13 protein-coding genes are annotated in these 16370 nt (G+C 73.5%); 4 read left to right on the top strand and 9 right to left on the bottom strand.

Annotated elements, in window-relative coordinates; genetic code table 11:
* Positions 1-57: 57 nt before the first annotated feature.
* Together OG552_RS33705 and OG552_RS33700 are read right to left on the bottom strand one after the other, a co-directional pair.
* Complete coding sequence (locus OG552_RS33705; protein ID WP_329139525.1) at positions 58-450, bottom strand: hypothetical protein; 393 nt, start codon at positions 448-450, stop codon at positions 58-60.
* A 76-nt stretch (positions 451-526) separates the two neighbouring features.
* Positions 527-1207: a TNT domain-containing protein gene (locus OG552_RS33700; protein ID WP_329139524.1), complete on the bottom strand. Its 681-nt coding sequence runs from the start codon at positions 1205-1207 to the stop codon at positions 527-529.
* A 308-nt stretch (positions 1208-1515) separates the two neighbouring features.
* Here OG552_RS33700 and OG552_RS33695 point away from each other — a divergent pair, with 308 nt between their 5' ends.
* Together OG552_RS33695 and OG552_RS33690 are read left to right on the top strand one after the other, a co-directional pair.
* Positions 1516-2289 (top strand): DUF899 family protein, encoded by a 774-nt coding sequence (locus OG552_RS33695; RefSeq protein ID WP_329139522.1) that lies wholly within the window; start codon positions 1516-1518, stop codon positions 2287-2289.
* A gap of 148 nt (positions 2290-2437) precedes the next feature.
* On the top strand, positions 2438-3328 hold the full coding sequence (locus tag OG552_RS33690) for a DUF6227 family protein (RefSeq protein ID WP_329139520.1): 891 nt from the start codon (positions 2438-2440) through the stop codon (positions 3326-3328).
* Between the two features lie 118 nt (positions 3329-3446).
* On the opposite strand, the gene OG552_RS33685 is transcribed toward OG552_RS33690, so the two are convergent.
* Together OG552_RS33685 and OG552_RS33680 are read right to left on the bottom strand one after the other, a co-directional pair.
* Positions 3447-4349: a hypothetical protein gene (locus OG552_RS33685; RefSeq protein WP_329139518.1), complete on the bottom strand. Its 903-nt coding sequence runs from the start codon at positions 4347-4349 to the stop codon at positions 3447-3449.
* 176 nt (positions 4350-4525) lie between these two features.
* On the bottom strand, positions 4526-5014 hold the full coding sequence (locus OG552_RS33680) for a MarR family winged helix-turn-helix transcriptional regulator (protein WP_329139517.1): 489 nt from the start codon (positions 5012-5014) through the stop codon (positions 4526-4528).
* Positions 5015-5224: 210 nt separating this feature from the next.
* Between OG552_RS33680 and OG552_RS33675 the strand changes: the two genes are divergently transcribed.
* Positions 5225-5761: a YceI family protein gene (locus OG552_RS33675; RefSeq protein ID WP_329139516.1), complete on the top strand. Its 537-nt coding sequence runs from the start codon at positions 5225-5227 to the stop codon at positions 5759-5761.
* Positions 5762-5836: 75 nt separating this feature from the next.
* On the opposite strand, the gene OG552_RS33670 is transcribed toward OG552_RS33675, so the two are convergent.
* The 5 genes from OG552_RS33670 to OG552_RS33650 all read right to left on the bottom strand — a co-directional run bounded on the left by OG552_RS33670 (position 5837) and on the right by OG552_RS33650 (position 12881).
* Complete coding sequence (locus OG552_RS33670) at positions 5837-6571, bottom strand: hypothetical protein (protein ID WP_329139515.1); 735 nt, start codon at positions 6569-6571, stop codon at positions 5837-5839.
* 45 nt (positions 6572-6616) lie between these two features.
* Positions 6617-7804, bottom strand: coding sequence for an ROK family protein (locus OG552_RS33665; protein ID WP_329139513.1), 1188 nt, complete (start codon positions 7802-7804; stop codon positions 6617-6619).
* A gap of 135 nt (positions 7805-7939) precedes the next feature.
* Positions 7940-9259 (bottom strand): alpha-L-fucosidase, encoded by a 1320-nt coding sequence (locus OG552_RS33660; protein WP_329139511.1) that lies wholly within the window; start codon positions 9257-9259, stop codon positions 7940-7942.
* A 132-nt stretch (positions 9260-9391) separates the two neighbouring features.
* Complete coding sequence (locus tag OG552_RS33655; RefSeq protein WP_329139509.1) at positions 9392-12106, bottom strand: glycoside hydrolase family 3 C-terminal domain-containing protein; 2715 nt, start codon at positions 12104-12106, stop codon at positions 9392-9394.
* Positions 12107-12356: 250 nt separating this feature from the next.
* Complete coding sequence (locus OG552_RS33650; protein WP_329139507.1) at positions 12357-12881, bottom strand: hypothetical protein; 525 nt, start codon at positions 12879-12881, stop codon at positions 12357-12359.
* Positions 12882-13278: 397 nt separating this feature from the next.
* Here OG552_RS33650 and OG552_RS33645 point away from each other — a divergent pair, with 397 nt between their 5' ends.
* Positions 13279-16338 carry a discoidin domain-containing protein gene (locus tag OG552_RS33645; RefSeq protein WP_329139505.1) on the top strand — a complete coding sequence of 1020 codons (3060 nt, stop codon included), beginning with the start codon at positions 13279-13281 and terminating at the stop codon, positions 16336-16338.
* Positions 16339-16370: the final 32 nt, after the last annotated feature.

Raw genomic sequence — 16370 nt, 5'->3', positions numbered from 1 at the left:
CCGCCGCTCGACCCGGCAGGGCGCCGGTTCACCGCAAAGTGACCGTGCTTGCGCCGGTCAGGAGTCCTTCCCCGGTGCGTCCTGGCCGGCTTCGGGCGGGTCGCCGGCCCGGGGGCGCGGGGCGCGCTCGAAATCCTCCTGGGCCCGGCGCTGGATCTCGTCGCTGTTCGCCAGGAGCCGGGCGACCCGCTCCGGCCCGCCCGGGACGGGCGGCGGCACCCGGGTGACCGTGTCGTACAGGTAGCCACAGGCCTCCGCCTCGGTCCCGAAGCGCGCCATGACGCTGTCCTGGCCGCGCTGCCGCAGGCCGACCAGCCACGCGTCCGCCTCGGGACGCAGGAAGTAGGCGGCGTCCAGCTGGAGGGGCACGGCGTGCACACCGGGGATCTCGTACAGGGCGTCCGGGATCCCCTCGCGGCGGAGGCGGTCGGCGAGTTCTGCCCTGTTCATCGTGTGGACCCTACCGGGGCGGCCCCCGGACGGGTCCCGGCCTCGCCGGGACCGCCCAGGAGCGTTGCGGCCCGGATCAGTTCAGCGCCAGCAGTTTGTGCGCGGTGATGAGGTCCGGAATCGTGTTCGCGGTCATGTACTGCAGGCCAAGTCCCGGCTGCCCGAACCACGGCCGGATGGGTCCCGCCTCGACATCGAGCGGCGCGACGACCCGGTACAGGTGGTAGCTGGACGGGTAGTCGGTGGTGTACTCGTCGAGGTTGCTCGGCGGGATGGCGCGCTTGGCGTAGGGCGTACCGGCGGGTGCGAGGAAGTTGCCGCGCCCGCTGCCGAAGAGGTCGACCAGCTGTCCCACGCGGAGCGTCACCGGCTTCTCCACCGGCCGGCCCTGCTTGTCGAGGGCGAAGCCGTTGTTGTCCGGATACCACCAACCGGACACCCCGGTCTGGGGGTTGGTCTGCCAGTAGCATCCCAGGATCCAGTACGGCGAGGTGTGGTCCGCCGGGCGGTATCCGCGCAGCATGTCGCCCATGGGGCCGGTGGTGGGAAGCTCCTCGGGGCCCAGCCGCCAGTCATCGAGGAGGTACTGTTCCAGCGCCGGATTCGGCGCGGTGTTGGTCCCGCGCGACCGTCCTTCGGTCGGGCACTGCACGGCTGGACGGGCCTGGCCGTCCTCCGCGTGGACGGTGGCCGGAGCGAATCCGACCAGGAGCAGCGAGGCGATCGCGCTCCAAACGAAATGCCGCAGCACCCGCATGCGGTGTCCCCTTCTTCGTGCCCGGAGTCCGGCCGTCGCAACGGCCCGCGTCCAGGTGTCACCGGTCGGGCGGGGTAGCGCCGTGGCTCACAAGGGCTGCCCCCGCCGTTTTGTGACGCTCAGTCAAGGGGGTGTGCCGCCGGGGGCGGAAATCCGGACGGGCCGCCGCCACCCGATCGGCCCCCGACGTTCTCCCAAGTGGCCTACACCGCGTGCTTTCTCGCACCGCGCCGACCCGAAGCACCCATCGGCCGGGCTGCCGTGGACGTCACCGATGAGTTGTGGCGGACTTCGCCGTCAGCACGGTCATGACTGCTGAAACCAAACCGACGGTCGTCCCCCGCCCGCAGTGGCTGGCCGCGATCGACACCCTGCGTGACCGGGAAAAGGCGCACACCCGAGAGGGCGACGCCATCGCCGCCGCCCGGCGACGGCTGCCCATGACCGAGGTGGACCCGTCGACCCCGCTGGTCGCGGGCACCGGCGAAGTCCCCCTGGCCGACGTCTTCGAGGGCCGTAGCCAGCTGTTCGTGTCGTATCACATGTGGCACGACGGCCTGCCCGCCGCGGAACAGTGCGAGGGCTGCACCTTCTTCACCGGCCAGGTCCGCGAACTGTCCTATCTGCACCAGCGTGATGTCACCTTCGCCGTCCTCTGCCAGGGCCCGTACGAGGAGTCCGAGCGCTACCGGCGTTTCATGGGCTGGGAGGCGCCCTGGTACTGCGTGCCCGCCGGGTCCCGCGAACGGCTCCTCGCCGGCCGCCACTTCGGCATGCAGGCGTGCTACCTCCGTGACGGGGGGCGCGTCTTCGAGACGTACTGGACCACCGGCCGCGGCGCGGAATCCATGGCGTCCTCGTACGGCATCCTCGACATGACCGTCCACGGACGGCAGGAGGTGTGGGAGGACTCCCCGGCCGGCTGGCCACAGCCGTACGAGATCCGCGGTCAGCAGTTCCGCAAGGACGGGCGGCCGACCGCGCAGTGGGCACGGATCGCCGCCGGGCACGACGACGGCCTCCATGACGGCGGCCACCACGACGGCGGGTCCGGCGCTGGCGCTGCGGGCTGCTGCGGATGAGTCCGGGCACGGGCGCCGCGGCGGGAGCGAGGGGCGCGCGCGGACTCCGCGCGCGCCTGGAATCTCGCCGTTCCCGGGTGCAATCGGCAACCGTTCTACTACCCTGAGTCGCCAGCAGGGTCGGTGACGTCGGAGCCGGGAGGGCCGGATGGACCCAGAGCCCGCACGCACGGTGGAAGTGGACGCCGAGAACAGCACGGAGCGCCCGGACAGCGGGGCGAGAACGGAGATCCCGGAGAACGCCGACGTCGTACGGTCGGGCGGCCGGCCTGCTGAGCAGCTGGCCGCCCTGCTGGCCCGGGCGGAGAACGGCGCCCGGGCGGCAGCGGAACTCGCCGGGGTGCGGTTCGCGCTGATGCACTTCTGCGGGCTCCAGGCGTGCCGGCACGCCAAGGGGCCGCCGCGCCGTCTGGACCGCCGTACGTTCCGGCACAGCTTCCTGCTGCCGGACGGCCAGGTGCGGCTGCTGTGGGAGCTGGAGCACAACACCGGGCCCGAAGGGCGCTTACAGCACGCGGTGTTCACCGACCGGGAGGATCTGGCGCTGGCCGAGTGGCAGGTGGACACCGCCTTCGGTGTCGCCGCGGGGCCGCCGGAACCGGCCGTGGACTGGGCCCCGTTCGGGCCGCCGGTCGACCTCACCGCCGAACCCGGCACCCTCCACGACCTCTTCGACCCGGCCGCCGACCCTGGCTCGTACCGCCACGCGTACACCGAGGGCGACTCCCCCGAGCACGCCCGCCGGCTGCTGCGCCGGGCGGCCAACGCCAACGCACCGGGCGAGGACGTCCTGCGGCGGCTGCACGCGGCCATCGCCCACGACATCACCATCCTCACCCGGCGCAGCACCCTGATCAGGGACCGGATGGTCAACTGGGCACTCTACGAGCACGCCTTCCTGCTGCTGGACGGCACCGAGCTGAGCCTGTGGGAGATCGACCACACCCGTACGCCGGACGGCCGGCCGGTGTGCGAGGTCTACCCGACCCGGGACGCGGCCCTGGACACCGTGGTCCGCCGGATCGAGGCCGGCGGCTGACACCGCGCGCCGCCGCCCAGCGATCACCCGCCGGCCGGCACCGCGTCAGGGCCTTCGTCGGCCTCGGCACCCGGCCCGGCGCCAGGCGCTCCCAGGCGGGGCGCCCCGACCGCCGGTGTCAGGGGCGTTTCACATGGCCGGCGGCATGCTGGTGGCCGTCCGGCGGACCGGACCCGGCCCGGTCGGCCGTCTCCTGGGCGTCCGGGCTCGTCCCGCCGGGGTCCTGGCTGCCCGGACCCTTGGCGTCCGATCCCTTGGCGTCCGAGCCGTCGCCGCCCGGACCGTCGCCGCCCGGCCGGACCGCGCCGTTCCCGGGGGCCAGCAGCCGGTGGCAGTAACCGGCGATGCGTGCCTGGCCGCCGGCCTCCTGGCGGAGCCGGTCGGTGATCCGGCGTCCCGGCTGCCTGCCCTGGCGCAGGGCGTGACGGTACTGCCGGCACAGTGCGCGCGGCCCGCGGGCGGCCGGAGCCGGCGACGCGGTGACCGTCGGCCCAGTCATCGGCCCAGTCGTCGGCCCAGTCGTCGGCTCCGCGGTCGGCCCAGCCGCCGGCGCGGTCGTCGGCACCCCGCGGGACCGGCCGCCGCCGTCGGGTACGGGCTCGCCGGTGTGCCCGGGCCCCGCGGTGGTGGCGCCGCGCCCGGCGGCGCCGGTCGGCGGCCCGGCGTGCACCCCGCCGGTGGGCAGCGGTGAGGGCACGCCGCCCACGGCGAGGGTGAGGACGCCGAGCGCGCACACCGCGAGGACCCCGCCGGCCAGCGCACGCAGCGGCCACGCGGGTCCGCGGTGCGGCCGCGCCGCCTGTACGGTCCGCGCCAGGCGGAAAGCCGACAGCGCACGCTGTTCGCGTACCGGATCGAGCGTGGCCGGGGCGGCGAGGGTCGCGACGAGTTCGGCGAGCCGGGCCTCGGCGAGGTCGCCGGGCACGACGGGCGCGCCGCGCAGGAGTTCCTCGATCCGCCGGGGCGCGGGCCAGGGCCGCTCCCCGGATGCGGGCCGGGGCCGTTCCGCCGCTTGGTCCACCGCGTGCCTCCCCTGGGTCGTCCGCGGCGCCGCCGGATCGCTCGGCCGGATCGCCGCCCTACACCTCACAGCGCTCACGGCGGCGAAAACGTCACACCCGTCCCACCGGTGTCGAGGACCCTACCGGAACCGGCCGGCGCTCCCTGGCCGCTACTCCTCGGCAGGCACGCCCCGGTTCAGCACTCTTCGGGCGCGGGGTCGAGCGAGCGGATCGCCTCCGTCAGTTCGGCGAAGCGCTCCGCACCCAGCGGTTCCACCACCCGGTCGCGCACCACCCGGGCCAGCGAGCGGGACGCGGCCAGTACGGTCTCGGAGCCGGCCGAGGTGAGCGCGGTGTAGGTGACCCGGCGGTCGGAGCAGGACGGGCGGCGCTCCACCAGCCCGGCGTCGGCGAGCCGGTCCACCACCTTGGTCGTACCGGCGGTGGAGAAGCCGAGCGCCTGGGCGAGCTGGTTCATCGGGGCGGCCTGGTCGGGCGCGGTCATCAGGAACATCAGCGCCTGGAAGGAGGACGGCGCGAGGCCGTTCTCCGCCTCGACGGAGGCGAAGAGGCTGTCGGTGAGCCGCTGGACGCCGGTCTGCAGGCCGTGCCACTGGTGGAGGATGGCGAGCTCCTCGGTGCCGGGACAGCCCGGTGCACCGCTCCGGCCTTGGGTTTCCGTCATGGGTGCGCTCCCGGGTCCGCTGTCCGCCACTGCCCCGGCAGCGGCCGGCGAACGGTTTCGTCGCCGCCGACCAGAATAACCGTGAGCTATTATCTCGCTGGCTATCTAATTCTCTGTTAGCGTGTTGAATGCTCAATCACATGTCCCCGGTGACCGTGCCGCCGCTACGGCGCGGTCCGCACCAGAACCCCTGAACGAAGGACCACCCCCATGACGAACCCCACCTCCGGCCACCCGGCAGCCGGTGCGGCAGCCGGCCACTGGGTCCTGGACCCGGCGCACTCCTCGGTGCGCTTCCGCAGCAAGAGCGTGTGGAACCTGATCACCGTCAAGGGCGAATTCGGCTCGCTCGGCGGCTCGGGCGAGGTGCAGCCGGGCGGGACCGCGCAGGGCACCCTCACCGTCCAGACCGCTTCGCTGGACACCAACCACGGCAAGCGGGACACCCACCTGCGCTCTGCGGACTTCTTCCACTCCGAGGAGCACCCGGAGCTGGTCTTCACCGCCGCCTCCGTGACCCCGGTCGGCACCGACGAACTCGACGTGGCAGGCGAGCTGACGGTCCGCGGCACCACGCGACCGCTCAACTTCACCGCCCGCATCACCGCCGCCGACGCGAACGCGGTCACCCTGGAGGCCGAAGTCGCCGTCCACCGGGCCGACTTCGGCATGACCTGGAACCAGCTCGGCATGATCAAGGGCCCGACGACGGTCTCCATCACCGCCCGCTACCAGCGCGAGAGCTGACCGCAGGCGCGACCGCGGCGCCGCCGCCCGGGCCCTGCGAGCAGCCGGGCCGGCAGCGGCGCCCGCCGGCCCGCGTCAGGTCGTCAGGCGGGGACCGAGGATCGGCAGCAGCCGGTCGGCCAGGAGGCGGTGCGCCGGATCGGATGACCGCCAGTGCAGCTTGTGCAGGGTCCCGTCGGCCATCCGCACGGTGAGGCTTGAGGTGGTCAGGCCCCGGCGCAGTTCCGCCGCTGCGATGTCCCGGAACGGGATGATCTTGTTGGTCCGGTGGGCCGCGAGCACGGCGTCGGGGTCGTAACCGACGCTGTGCCCGGACTTGCGCGCCGACGTGCCCGAGCCGTAGCTGTTCGCCAGGGTCTCCAGCCAGCCGCTGCGCATCCGCAGCAGGCAGCCCGGCATCACCCACAGGTTGCCGTGCACCCAGTCCCGCCAGCCGGTGGTGCAGGTGCGGGCCACCAACTGCCCGTGTTCGAGCCGCATCCGCGACGCCCGGCCCACCGCGCGTTCGAGCAGCGCGTCCCAGGTCTCCACGGAGCGGATCCGGCGGCGCTCCCACACCGCGTCGTTCTCCGAGACGAACCCGAGGTGCACCCGGCCGGCCGGGCTGAGGTCCGCCACGACCCCGACCCCCCAGTCCGGCCCGGCGACTTCCACCACCAGATGCTCGGCGCTTCCCTCGTCATCGGCGGGCGCCGGGAGCTCCTGCGAACCGAGCAGCGCGGACGAGGCCCACAGCCCGTCGGCGGTCCACTGCGCCGCGCTGTGGGCCGTCCGCGCGGCGGCCAGCCCCAGGTCCACTCGTGTGCCCATCGCTTCGATGATGGCGGATGGCAGGGGCGGCAGGCCAGGCCGGGGTCAGCGGGCGCCCGCGGTGAGCAGTTCGTGCACGGGCAGCGTCGCCGCCCCGAGAGCCACCGCTTCCTGGCCCAGACGGCCGAGTTCGAGCCGGGTGGCGGCCGCCGTGTAGTGCAGGCTGTGGCGGCGCATCGCGTCGTGGACGGCGGGGAGCATGGCGGGGCCGAGCGCCATGCTGAGCCAGCCGGAGAGGATCACCCGGTCCGGGCTGAGCAGGTTGACGAGGTTGGCGATGCCGATCCCGAGGTACTCCGCGGCCCACCCCACGGTGTCGGCGGCGGCGCCGGGGCGGCCGGCGCCCGCGACCAGGGCGGCGATCCGCTGCTCGGTGCCGGCGGCGGGCAACACCGGCGCACCGGGGATGTGTTCGTAGTGCCGCAGGATCGCCTCGGCGCCGACATACGCCTCCAGGCAGCCGCGTGAGCCGCACCGGCAGGGGTCGCCGCCCGCCACGACGACGGTGTGGCCCCACTCGCTGGTGGTGCTGGTGACCCCGCTCGGCGAGCCGGTGGCCACCGCGGCACCGACACCGACCGCGAGGAGTGCGACGATCGCCCGTTCCGCGCCGCGGCCCGCGCCGCGCCACATCTCCGCCTGGCCGAGGGTACGGGCGCAGTTGTCCATGTGCAGCGGCGCGGCGACCTGCCGGCGCAGCAAGGTGCCGAACGGCACACCGGACCAGCCCAGGGTGGGGGCGTGCACCAGGCCGTCGGGCAGCACCGTGCCGGGCACCCCGACGCCGACGCCCAGCAGTCCCGCCGGGTCGGCGTCCGCTGTGGCGGCGACCTCCTCGATGCCGGTGGCCACCAGACCGGCCAGGTCGGCCGGTTCCAGGTGGCCCTCGTCCATCGGGTAGGTGGCGGTGGCGAGGGTGTCCAGGGTCCAGTCGAAGAGGCCGACCTGGACGTGGGTCTCGCCGATGTCCACACCGACCACCCGGGCGTAGCCGGGGCGTACGTCCAGCAGGGTGCGCGGCCGGCCCCCGTCGGAGTCCAGCAGCCCGGCCTCGGCGACCAGACCGTCCCCGACCAGATCGGTGACGACGTTGCTGACCGTGGCGGAGCTGAGGCCGGTGGCGCCCATCAGGTCGAACCGGCTTGAGGGGCCGTGCAGATAGAGCTTGGACAGCACGGAGACGCGGTTGTGACGACGGAGATCCCTCGTCGTCCGGCCCACGTCGCGCTTCACCGGGCTCCCCTTCGCGATGTCGCAGTACAGCCCACATGGTGCCAGAACACGGGCGTTTCACCCTCGGCCGGGGAGCGCTCTCCCAACGCTACGGGCCTGGTGGCCGAGGAGACCTCCGATGGCTGGGGCGTCGGGTCAGCCGCGACCGGTGCCGCGGTAGAGGTCGAGTTCGCCGTCGAGTTCGAGGGCCAGCACCGTGGCGTACGGGTCGCTCTGCGCCGGTTCCGGCGCGTCGATCCACAGCACCCCGGGCACCTCGTGCAGGCCGCCGGTGACACGGTGGGCGAGTTCCACGCCGGTGGAGACCACCGTGACGCGCCGGACCGCGGTGCGCAGCCCCCGTACCGAAACGGTCTCGCGCGGCGTGTCGAAGCAGGTCAGATAGAGGGTGCGGCGGTCGGCTGACAGGGTGCTCGGGCCGTAGTGGTGGCCGGCCGGCAGCCCGGCCACCGTGCCGTACACCGCGGGTGCGTGCCGGGCGATCCAGTCGCCGAGCCCTTCGAGCCGCACGGTCTGCTCGCCGGTGATGGTGCCGTCCTCGCGCGGGCCGACGTCCAGCAGCAGATTGCCGCCGGCGCCTATCGTCTCGGCGAAGTAACGGACCAGCTGGCCCACGGACTTGTGGCTGTGGTCGTCGCCCTGGTAACCCCAGGACTCGTTGATGGTGAGGCACAGCTCCCAGGGGCCGTCCGGAGCCCGCATCGGCACCCCCTGCTCGGGGGTGGCGTAGTCGCCGCGGCTGAGCATGCGGGCGTTGAGCACCGTGGCGGGGTTGACCGCGAGGATCTGGTCGGCGAGTTCCCCGATGCCCCACTGCTCCTCGCTGCGCTCCCACTCGCCGTCGAACCAGAGCAGATCGGGGCGGTAGCGGGTGGTCAGCTCCCGCACCTGGGCGTCGCGGTAGGCGAGGTAGCGCCGCCAGGCGGCGGGGTCCTCGGCCCCCGGCGCCGGCGCGCTGAACCGGTTGTCGTTCACCGGGACCGGGGCGGTCTCCGGGTGCGGGTGGCGGACGGTCGGGTAGTCGGGGTGCGACCAGTCGGAGTGCGAGTAGTACAGGCCGACCTTGAGGCCCTCCGCGCGCAGGGCGTCGGCGTAGCCCGCGACCAGGTCGCGGCCGGCCGGGGTGTCGCGGGCCACCGACAGGCCGCGCTGCGCGGTGTCCCAGAGGGCGACGCCGTCGTGGTGACGGGCGGTCAGTACCGCGTACCGTGCTCCGGCGCGGGCGAACAGCCGGGCCCAGGCTTCCGGTTCGTAGCGCGCCGCGGTGAATCCGGCGAGCTGCTTCATGTACTGCTCGCGGCTGACCCGCCCGTCGTAGAACGACCAGGACTCCGGCACGCCGTCCACCGCGTAGATCCCGTAGTGCACGAAGATGCCGAGCTTCGCGTCGGGGAACCAGGGTTGCATGGGCATGGGCGTGTCCTCGCTGTGGTGCGTGCCGGAAAACCGATTCATCGGATGTGTCGCTTTTTACGTCCGACCCTACGGGTCGCCGCGGCCGGCGATCAATCCCCGGGGGGCGCCCCTCGCGGTCAGGGCTGAGGGGCGCCCGGTCCCGGGACGGCGGTGCTCCGCCCGGGTGCGCGGTCAGAACGCCAGGGGCCGGGAGAGCGGTTGCCGGGCGGCGGACGGACCGGCGTGCAGCGTGTACGGGCCCGGGCGCGGCTCCCAGCGCCCGTGCTCCGGTGACCAGCGCTGGAAGGCGCGGGAGGCAATCACGACCTCGGCGACCGCTGTCGCGCCGGGGTCGGCCAGGACCGCGGCGTATCCGGCCAGCCGCAGCCCGCCGTCGTCGTAAGGGTCGGGGCCGGTGGTGAGGTAGAGCTGGACGACCTCCCGGCCGGGGCGGGTACCGGTGTTGCGGACCGTGACGCGGGCGAGGGCGGTGGGTGTGCCAGGAGCGGGTGCGGCCGGGCCGGGGGCCCGGATGACCTCCAAGTCCTCGTAGGTCCAGGTGGTGTAGCCGAGGCCGTGGCCGAACCAGTAGGCCGGTTCGGTGCCTGCCCGCCGCCAGGCGCGGTGGCCGATGTACGGGCCCTCGTCGTAGCGGAGCACGCCGTCGACGGGGGTGGTGGCGGGGTGCGGGGAGTCCGGGCCCCGCGCGTCGCGGGAGAGCGCTCCCCAGGTGGTGGGCAGGCGCCCGCCGGGCTCGGCCTGGCCGAAGAGCACGTCGGCCAGGCCGTGACCGGCTTCCTGGCCGGGAAACCAGCAGAGCAGCACCGCGGGAGCGCTCTCCCGCCAGGGCAGTTCGACCGGGCCGCCGGAGTTGACGATCACCACGGTGCGGGGGTTGGCGGCGGTCACGGCGGAGACGAGGTCGTCCTGGCGGCCGGGGAGGGCGAGCGAGGTGCGGTCGAAGCCCTCGCTCTCGATCTCGTCGGTGGTGCCGACCACGACGATCGCGGTGTCGGCGCCGCGGGCCGCCTCGACCGCCTCGGCGATCAGGGCGTCCTCGTCCCGGCTCGGCGGGTCCAGCGCCAGTGCCACCGCCTGTCCGTGCCCGGCCTCCCAGCGGCGGGTGGCGGTCAGCAGCAACTCCCGCCCGGCGCCCACCTCGTGGGAGGCGGTGCGGAAGGGCGGGGTGACATGCACATAGGTGGGGTCCTGGGACTCGGGAACGACATAGGTGTCCACCAGCGGCCGGCCGTCGACGGTGAGGGCGACCGCGCCGAGGCCGATCACCGAGAAGCGCCACGGGCCGGGCCGGTCGGTGGTGACCCGCGCACTGACCTCGACGGCGGCCGCGGCCGCGGCGGCCTCGGGCGCGTCGCCTGATTCCAGGATCCGGCCGCTGAGCCGGTGTTCGGCATGGAGTTCGGTCCCGTCCGCGGCGAGATAGCGGACGAGGACGCCGGGCTCGCCGGTGCGCGGGTCACGGGCGTTCCCGGTGTGGAGGGGGGTCGGGCGAGTGGTGAGCACGGCGCCCTCGGCGTAGACCACCTCGGTGCCGGTGCCCAGGAGCGCTTCCTCGATACCAGTCAGCGGTGAGACGACCTCCTCGGGGAAGACCGCCGCGCTGCCGCCGCCCTGGAAGCGGGCCGCGGCGGCGTTGGGCCCGACCACCGCGATCCGGCGCCGACGCGCCGGGCCGTCAGTGGTCAGCGGCAGCAACTGGCCCTCGTTGCGCAGCAGTACGCATCCGGCGGCGACCGCGCGCCGCAGCAGGCCCCGGGGGTCGGCGGGCGCGGGGGGCGTCCGCGGGGCGGGTACGCCGTCGAGTGCGCCGACCCGGGCGGCCAGCAGCAGGATCCGCCGCACCTTCTCGTCGATGACCTTCTCCGGTACCCGGCCGTCCCGGACGGCGGCGAGCAGCGGGGCCGCCCAGCGGGGTTCGGGTCCCGGCATGGCCAGGTCCTGGGCGGCCAGCGCGGCGGCCTCGGTGGAGCGGACGGCGCCCCAGTCGGAGACCACCACCCCGTCGAACCCCCACTCCCCCTTGAGCGGTTCGGCCAGCAGCGGACTCTCGGACATGGTGGCGCCGTTCACTCCGTTGTAGGCGGACATCACCGCCCACACCCCGGCCCGTACCGCGGCTTCGAAGGGCGCGAGATAGAGCTCCCGCAGGGTGCGCTCGTCCAACCGGGCGTCCAGGGTGAGGCGTTCGGTCTCCGAGTCGTTCGCCACGTAGTGCTTCGCGGTCGCGGCGACTCCGCCCGCCTGCACCCCGCCGATGTACGCGACCGCGATCCGCCCGGTGAGCAGCGGGTCCTCGGAGTAGCACTCGAAGTGCCGCCCCGCGCCCGGGCTCCGGTGCAGGTTGAGCGTGGGCGCGAGCAGTACGCCGACGCCCTTGCGGCGGGCCTCTGCCGCCAGCAACCCGCCCAGTTCACCGACCAGTTCCTCGTCCCAGCTCGCCGCCAGGGCGGTCGGCGACGGCAGCGCGAGCGATGTGTCCCGCTCGTCCCACCGCTCCCCCCGCACCCCGGCGGGCCCGTCCGACACCCCGATCGCCCGCAGCCCGATCTCCGCTTCCCCGCACAGCCGGAACGACGCCGCCCCGGAGAGCAGCCGCACCTTCGCCGCCAGCCCCAGCCGGCCCACCAGACCGTCCAGTTCCCCGGACGTCAGGGGTGACGCCGTGTCCGGCGCGGTCGCCGCCACCGCGGCCGGCCCGGGCCGGAGCGCAGGCGCCGGCGGGGTCGGCGGTGTGGGCGGTGTGGGCGGTACGGCCGCGGATCCGGCTGCGCGCAGCGCCGTGGGGCCGGCCGGCAGATCGGCCGGTGCCGTCTCCGACTCGATTGCGCCGAGGAGACGTTGGGGTACGGAGTCCGGAGGCGGCACAGGGGACGCGGGGGTGAGCATGGTCATCCCTTCGGGGCCCGGCGGGTACCCCGGCCCGCCGCCGGGACGGCTGTTCGGGGTACGGGGCCGCGTGGTCGGTGGGCGGAGGGGGGACGGGCGCCGACGGCCGCGTCGGGTCGAGCCGGCGGCCCGCAGGCCGACAATCACCGGGAGAGCGCTCTCCCGCACCCCCGTACCTTCAGCTCCCCCGCCGCCTCCTGTCAACCCCGCACCGGCGGGCACCGCCCCCGCGCACCGCCCGCCCTCCCGCTCACCGGGGCGGGTAGTCCCAGGCGAACACCCGCAGGTCACGGACGTTGAGCCCCGGGTTCCTGTACCGGTCGACGAGCCGCTGGACCACGGTCGTGAAGACTCCGCTGATCCGCGCCAGGAAGAACGGCCCGCGCCCCTCCTGGTCGTAGCTGAACAGCCTGAGCACATTCACCCAGTGCCCCTCGGCCGGGCCCAGCGCCACCGCCTCAAGTCCCGCGAAGAGTTCGTGGACCGGCCGCCGCATGCGGGCCCTGATGTCCTCCAGCGGGACCCAGGCCAGGTCGTCGCCGGTCAGATACCTTCCGGCGCCGACCGCCGCGTCGTTGGAGAGCGCGTACCAGCGCAATGCCACCAGTGTCCTGGTCAGGGCGTCCGCGGTGGGGACGGCCAGCTCCAGGCTGCGGTAGGCGTCCATCCTGCGGTCCCGCTGGTACCACACCTGATCATGGATCCAGAACACCAGGTCGCTGTGCCGGACGCACGCTTCCCAGACGTCCTGGGGCGTTTCCCCGGAGTCCGGCATGGATTCAGTGTGCGGGCGCCGCCCGCCGGCGAACAGGCCGCCTCGGCGGACACCGTGCGATTGTCCGGTTCCCCACCGCGCCCCTGCCCGCGCGGCGCCGTGTCCCCGCCTGCGGCCGGCCCTCCGTCTCTGCCCCGACCAGCGGTTCCGCCCGGCGAAGGACGTCAACTCCGGCCGCGGTGGCCCGCCTTCACTCCGCCCCCGCACCCGCCGGAACCGGCCCCGCTCCCCCGCCTCCGGCCCGGCGTCCGTCCACCCGCTTCCGGTCCGATCCCTTGACACCCCGGAAACGCACGGGCAACCATCAGGCGCACTGAGAGAGCGCTCTCCCAAGCCTCATGCCGTCCCCTGGAGCGCGCCCTCCCCTCCTTCCCCCCTCGCACCACAGGAGACCGGCATGAGAGCCTCACCCTCAGCGTCCGCCCGGCTCGGTTCGATCCCCCCGCCTCTTCGCGTACTGCTGCTCGCCTTGCTGGCCCTGGGCCTGGCGGCGTACGCGCTCGCCGTCCCCGCGACCTCCGCGCACGCCGCCGACATCCTGCTCTCGCAGGGCCGGCCCGCCACCGCCTCCAGCACCGAGGGCGACGGCTACCCGGCCTCGGCGGCGGTCGACGGGAGCACCACCACCCGCTGGGCCAGCGCGTGGAGCGACCCGCAGTGGCTCCGGATCGACCTCGGCGCCACCTCCACGCTCAGCAAGGTGACGCTGAACTGGGAGAACTACGCGACCGCGTACCAGATCCAGGTCTCCGACGACGCCTCACAGTGGACGACGGTCTACTCGACCACCGCCGGCACCGGCGGCGTCCAGAACCTGACGGTCACCGGCACCGGCCGGTACGTCCGGCTGTACGGCACCCAGCGGGTGAACGGCTACGGCTACTCGCTGTGGGAGTTCCAGGTCTACGGCACCGCCGGGACCGGCACCTCGGGCGGCCAGACGGGCGGGACCTCGGCAGGGGGCACCGGCGGCACCGGCACCCCGCCGCCCGGCAACTGGTCCACGGTGTGGAGTGACGACTTCAACGGCTCCAGCGGCGCGCCGCCCGCCTCCGGTGACTGGATCATCGACACCGGCACCGCCTACCCCGGCGGCGCCGCGAACTGGGGCACCGGCGAGGTGGAGACGGCCACCGACTCCCCCGCCAACCTCGGCCTGGACGGCGGCGGACACCTCAACCTGACCGCGCTCAAGTCGGGTTCGTCCTGGACGTCGAGCCGGATCGAGACCCGGCGCAGCGACTTCGCCGCCCCGGCCGGCGGGCAGCTGCAGATCTCCGCGACCCTCAAGCAGCCCGGCGTCGCCAGGGCACTGGGCTACTGGCCGTCCTTCCGGGCGATGGGCGCGGCCTACCGCGGCAGTCCCGGCGCCTGGCCTGCTGTCGGCGAGAGCGACATCATGGAGGATGTCAACGGCCGCTCCCAGCTGAGCGCGACCCTGCACTGCGGGACCGCGCCGGGCGGCAACTGCGCCGAGTACAACGGCCTCACCAGCGGTCTTGCCACCTGCACCGGCTGCCAGACCGGCTACCACACCTACTCCGAGATCATCGACCGGACCACCTCCGACGAACAGATCCGCTGGTATCTGGACGGCATCCAGGTGTGGCAGGTCAGCGAGTCGCAGGTCGGGGTCTCCACCTGGAACGCGGCGGTGCACCACGGGCTCTACCTGGACTTCAGCCTGCGGATCGGCGGTTCGTACCCCGACGCGGTCTGCGGCTGCACCTCGCCGGGCGCCGACACCTCCTCCGGCGGGGTGCTCAGCCTGGACAACGTCACCGTCTCGCAGACCACCGGTGCCGCGCCGGCGCCGCTGACCGATCCGCCGGTGCCGACCGCGCCGAGCAGTGTCCATGTGACCGGCGGCCAGGGCAACTGGCAGCTGACCGTGGACGGCAGGCCGTGGCAGGTCAAGGGGATGACGTGGGGGCCGGCCACCGGCACCGCCGACGCGCACATGCGGGATCTCAAGGCGATGGGTGTCAACACCCTGCGCACCTGGGGCACCGACGCGAGCAGCAAGCCGCTGCTCGACGCGGCCGCAGCGTACGGGATGAAGGTGGTCAGCGGCTTCTGGCTCAACCAGGGCGCGGACTACGTCAACGACACCGCGTACAAGACCAGCACCCTCAACGACATCAAGAACTGGGTGACGACGTACAAGAACCATCCGGGCGTGCTGATGTGGGACGTCGGCAACGAGGTCATTCTCACCACGCAGGACCACTACACCGGCGCCGCGGTCGAGCAACAGCGCATCGCCTACGCGCAGTTCGTGGAGCAGGTGGCGCAGGCGATCCATGCCATCGACCCGAACCACCCGGTGACGTCGACGGACGCGTGGACCGGCGCGTGGCCGTACTACAAGCAGTACACGCCGTCGCTCGACCTGTACGCGGTCAACTCCTACGGCGCGGTGTGCAGCGTCAAGCAGGACTGGGTGAACGGCGGTTACAGCAAGCCGTACATCGTGACCGAGTCCGGTGAGGCCGGCGAGTGGGAGGTGCCGGACGACGCCAACGGGGTGCCGGCCGAGCCGACCGACGTACAGAAGCGGGACGGGTATGTCTCGGCGTGGAACTGCGTCACCGGGCACACCGGGGTGGCGCTGGGCGCGACGCTCTTCAACTACGGCGAGGAGGACGACTTCGGCGGCGTCTGGTTCAACGTCCGCCCCAGCGGCTGGAAGCGGCTGATGTACTACGCGGTGGCGAGGGACTACGGCGGTACGCCGCAGGCCGACACGCCGCCGGTGATCGGCTCGGTGACGCTGAGCAACACCGCTTCGGTCCCGGCCGGCGGCACCTTCGACGTGACGGCGTCGGTCAGCGATCCGGACGGCGATCCGGTCCGCTACCAGCTGATGTACTCCTCCAAGTACGTGGACGGCGGTACGGGTCTGCGCCAGGTGGACTTCACGCAGACCGGCGACGGCCGGTTCACCGCCACGGCGCCGAAGACGCTCGGGGTGTGGAAGGTGTACGTGTACGCCTACGACGGGCACGGCAACGCCGGTATCGAGACCCGGTCGTTCCGGGTGGTGGCGCCGCCGGTGAGCGGGACGAACGTGGCCCTCGGCCGGCCGGCCACCGCGTCCACTTACCAGCAGACAGGTGACGGTGCGCCGTTCCCGCCGTCGAACACCACCGACGGCCGCTGGGACACCCGCTGGGCGAGCGAGTGGGCCGATCCGCAGTGGCTCCAGGTGGATCTGGGCAAGGTGACCGCCGTCAAACACGTCCAGTTGGGCTGGGAGTCGGCGTACGGCAAGGCGTACCAGATCCAGGTCTCCGCCGACGGCACCAACTGGACGACGGTGTACGCGACGGCGGCCGGCACCGGGGGTGTCGACACCGTCGACGTCACCGCGTCGGGCCGCTACGTCCGGGTGAACATGACGCAGCGCGGCACGGCGTACGGCTACTCGCTGTACGAGTTCGGCGTGTACGCCTGAGCGGGCCCGCCGCGTCCCCTGCGGGGGCGGGA

This window comes from Streptomyces sp. NBC_01476 (assembly GCF_036227265.1).
Classification (GTDB): Bacteria; Actinomycetota; Actinomycetes; order Streptomycetales; family Streptomycetaceae; genus Actinacidiphila.
Note: the sequence above shows the minus strand (reverse complement) of the source record. Positions and strands in the feature narration are given on the sequence as shown.

Coding starts and splice junctions, on each gene's coding strand:
- OG552_RS33700 (WP_329139524.1), bottom strand. CDS start 1,207: ATGCGGGTGCTGCGGCATTTCGTTTGGAGCGCGATCGCCTCGCTGCTC.
- OG552_RS33645 (WP_329139505.1), top strand. CDS start 13,279: ATGAGAGCCTCACCCTCAGCGTCCGCCCGGCTCGGTTCGATCCCCCCG.
- OG552_RS33705 (WP_329139525.1), bottom strand. CDS start 450: ATGAACAGGGCAGAACTCGCCGACCGCCTCCGCCGCGAGGGGATCCCG.
- OG552_RS33675 (WP_329139516.1), top strand. CDS start 5,225: ATGACGAACCCCACCTCCGGCCACCCGGCAGCCGGTGCGGCAGCCGGC.
- OG552_RS33680 (WP_329139517.1), bottom strand. CDS start 5,014: ATGACGGAAACCCAAGGCCGGAGCGGTGCACCGGGCTGTCCCGGCACC.
- OG552_RS33650 (WP_329139507.1), bottom strand. CDS start 12,881: ATGCCGGACTCCGGGGAAACGCCCCAGGACGTCTGGGAAGCGTGCGTC.
- OG552_RS33660 (WP_329139511.1), bottom strand. CDS start 9,259: ATGAATCGGTTTTCCGGCACGCACCACAGCGAGGACACGCCCATGCCC.
- OG552_RS33670 (WP_329139515.1), bottom strand. CDS start 6,571: ATGGGCACACGAGTGGACCTGGGGCTGGCCGCCGCGCGGACGGCCCAC.
- OG552_RS33695 (WP_329139522.1), top strand. CDS start 1,516: ATGACTGCTGAAACCAAACCGACGGTCGTCCCCCGCCCGCAGTGGCTG.
- OG552_RS33655 (WP_329139509.1), bottom strand. CDS start 12,106: ATGCTCACCCCCGCGTCCCCTGTGCCGCCTCCGGACTCCGTACCCCAA.
- OG552_RS33690 (WP_329139520.1), top strand. CDS start 2,438: ATGGACCCAGAGCCCGCACGCACGGTGGAAGTGGACGCCGAGAACAGC.